We start from the raw sequence: 2,422 nt of genomic DNA on the forward strand, positions 1-2,422 counted from the left end.
CGTAACCGGTCAAACCAGACCGTTATTCCTTACCTGATTTCCCGTGCGTACTGTCCTTCTCTCCTGCATTCATGTTCAGAGGGAGAGCCCCATCATGTCCCAAGCGATCCGCCGCACCCGCCGTTCCCGAGAGCAGTGGCAAGCCCTAGTTGATGATTTTCGGGCCGGAGATCTGTCCGTTGAGGCATTCTGCCGAAAGCGGCGCTTGCCAGAGCACCGATTCAAATGGTGGCAATCCAGACTCGGCGGCAGCAGTGCTCAAGGTCGTCCCGCGGACAACAGCAAAGGCCTTGAAGGATCACCCTGGTTCGCCGAACTGTCTGTAAATCCGCCGATGTCTTCCGCGGTGGTCCCAGCCCAGACGAGTGGGTGGGACGTGGAGCTGACCCTGGGTCCAGGCATGGTCCTGCGGGTGCGCCGAGGGCAGTCATGCTGAGACCGCTGCCACGCCTGTGGCTGTGCACCCAGCCCACGGACATGCGGCGTTCCTATGATGGTCTGGTGGCCCTGGTGAAGCAGCATCTGGGCATGGATCCCCTCAGTGGCCAGGGGTTCATCTTCATCAACCGGCGGCGCACCCAGCTCAAGGTGCTGTACTTCGATGAGGACGGCTATTGCCTGTGGTGCAAACGCCTGGAACAGGGCCGATTCCGGCGCCTGGGCGATCCGGCGCAGGCCAAGGTGGCGCTGTCGCAGACCGAGTTTTCGGCCCTGATCGAAGGGCTGCAGATTGCCGTGGAAAAACGCCAAAAACGCTGGCGAAACCGGCCTTTTTCGGAGGGGTGCATGGTACAATAAACCCCATCTGATCAACGAGATAAACCCTCGTGAACACCCCCGCCCACAGCCCGAATCCGGAGCAGCTGCACAAGGAAAACCAGCAGCTGCGCGAGCAGGTGATGGCGCTGACAGAGCAGCTCAAGGAGGCACTCAACAAGGTGGCTTTCTTCGAGCGGCAGGTGTTCGGTAGCAAGTCGGAAAAGCTTCATGTCGAGGATGGCTCATCCCAGATGAGCCTGCTGGCCGGGCTGATGGAGCCACCCCAGCCACCCCCGGAAGAGCCGACCGAGGAGATCACCTACACCCGCCGCAAGAAGGCCCGCGACAACGCCGTGACCGACAGCGGCCTGCGCTTTGATGACAGCGTGCCCAAGGAAGTCATCGAGGTCCCGGCCAAGGAACTCGAAGGGCCGGGTGCCGAGCATTACGAGATCATTGACTACAAGGTCACGCACCGCCTGGCGCAGCGCCCCGGGAGCTATGTGATCCTGGAATACCGCCGCCCGGTCCTCAAGCACAAGCAGCAGCAGACCCTGACCAGCCCGCCCACCCCGGAGAACGTGCTGGAAAAGAGCGTCGCGGATGTCAGCTTCCTGGCCGGGATGATGGTGGACAAGTTTGTCTACCACCTGCCGCTGTACCGCCAGCATCAGCGCCTGGCGCAAAACGGTATCACCCTCAGCCGCGCCACCCTCACCCAGCTCATCTGCAAGGGTATCGAGCTGCTGCGCCCCATCCATGAGGCCCAACTAGGCCACAGCCTGGAAACGAGCCGGGTACTGGCGATGGATGAGACCCCAATCAAGGCTGGTCGCAGCAAGGGTGGGGGCAAGATGCACCAGGGGTATCTATGGCCCCTGTACGGCGATGCCGATGAAATCTGCTTCACTTACAGCCCCTCCCGGGGGATGCAGCACATCGTCGATATCTTGGGGGAGCGCTTCAAAGGGGTCCTGCTCACCGATGGTTATGCCGCTTACGAACGCTTTGCAGCCGGGCGACCGGAGGTGACCCATGCCCAGTGCTGGGCACATTGCCGACGGGGCTTTGAACGCGCCAAGGAAGCGGAACCCCAGGCCAGCCGGGAGGCCCTGCAGATCATTGCTGCCCTGTTCGCCCAGGAGCGCACTATCCGGGAACGTGAACTGACAGGTGAGGACAAGCTCAAGTGGCGCACCCAGCACAGCTTGCCGGTGGTGCAGTCCTTCTGGGCCTGGATGGAAACCCAATGCCGGCGCCACGACCTGCTGCCCTCCAACCCGCTCACCAAAGCCTTGAAATATGCCCAGGAGCGCCAAGAAGCGTTGCAGGTGTTCCTGTCGGATCCCGATGTCCCACTGGACACCAATCACCTGGAGCGAGGCCTGCGGCCAGTTCCCATGGGTCGAAAAAATTGGCTCTTCAATTGGACTGAACTGGGTGCCGAACACTTGGCCATCGTCCAGAGCCTGTTGGTCACCTGCCGCCTGCACGGCATCGATCCCTTCACCTATCTGGTCGACGTGCTCCTGCGCGTGGGCCAGCATCCGGCCAACCAGGCCATCGAACTCACGCCACGGCTCTGGAAAGAGCACTTCGCCGATAACCCGCTCCGATCCGATGTGCAGCGACTGCGCAACCACGCCTCAGAATGAGCGCTTAC

General features: G+C 61.7%; 3 protein-coding genes. All 3 read left to right on the forward strand.

Features of this window, described 5'->3' with window-relative positions; translation table 11 throughout:
• Positions 1-94 precede the first annotated feature (94 nt).
• Genes tnpA through tnpC form a run of 3 tightly spaced genes read left to right on the forward strand, consistent with a single transcriptional unit; the run spans position 95 to position 2,414 of the window.
• A complete protein-coding gene (gene tnpA, locus LPW29_RS15840; RefSeq protein WP_443112361.1) occupies positions 95-436 on the forward strand; it encodes an IS66 family insertion sequence element accessory protein TnpA in 342 nt (113 codons plus the stop codon).
• Positions 430-798: an IS66 family insertion sequence element accessory protein TnpB gene (tnpB, locus tag LPW29_RS15010; protein ID WP_238628683.1), complete on the forward strand. Its 369-nt coding sequence runs from the start codon at positions 430-432 to the stop codon at positions 796-798. Before tnpA ends, tnpB begins: the two co-directional genes overlap by 7 nt.
• A gap of 29 nt (positions 799-827) precedes the next feature.
• The gene (gene tnpC / locus LPW29_RS15015; RefSeq protein ID WP_238628684.1) at positions 828-2,414 is read left to right on the forward strand and encodes an IS66 family transposase; all 1,587 of its coding nucleotides are present in this window, start codon (positions 828-830) and stop codon (positions 2,412-2,414) included.
• Positions 2,415-2,422: the final 8 nt, after the last annotated feature.

Source organism: Ectothiorhodospira sp. 9100 (assembly GCF_022227565.1).
In the GTDB taxonomy this organism is placed as follows: Bacteria; Pseudomonadota; Gammaproteobacteria; order Ectothiorhodospirales; family Ectothiorhodospiraceae; genus Ectothiorhodospira; species Ectothiorhodospira marina.

Coding starts and splice junctions, on each gene's coding strand:
- tnpA (WP_443112361.1), top strand. CDS start 95: ATGTCCCAAGCGATCCGCCGCACCCGCCGTTCCCGAGAGCAGTGGCAA.
- tnpB (WP_238628683.1), top strand. CDS start 430: ATGCTGAGACCGCTGCCACGCCTGTGGCTGTGCACCCAGCCCACGGAC.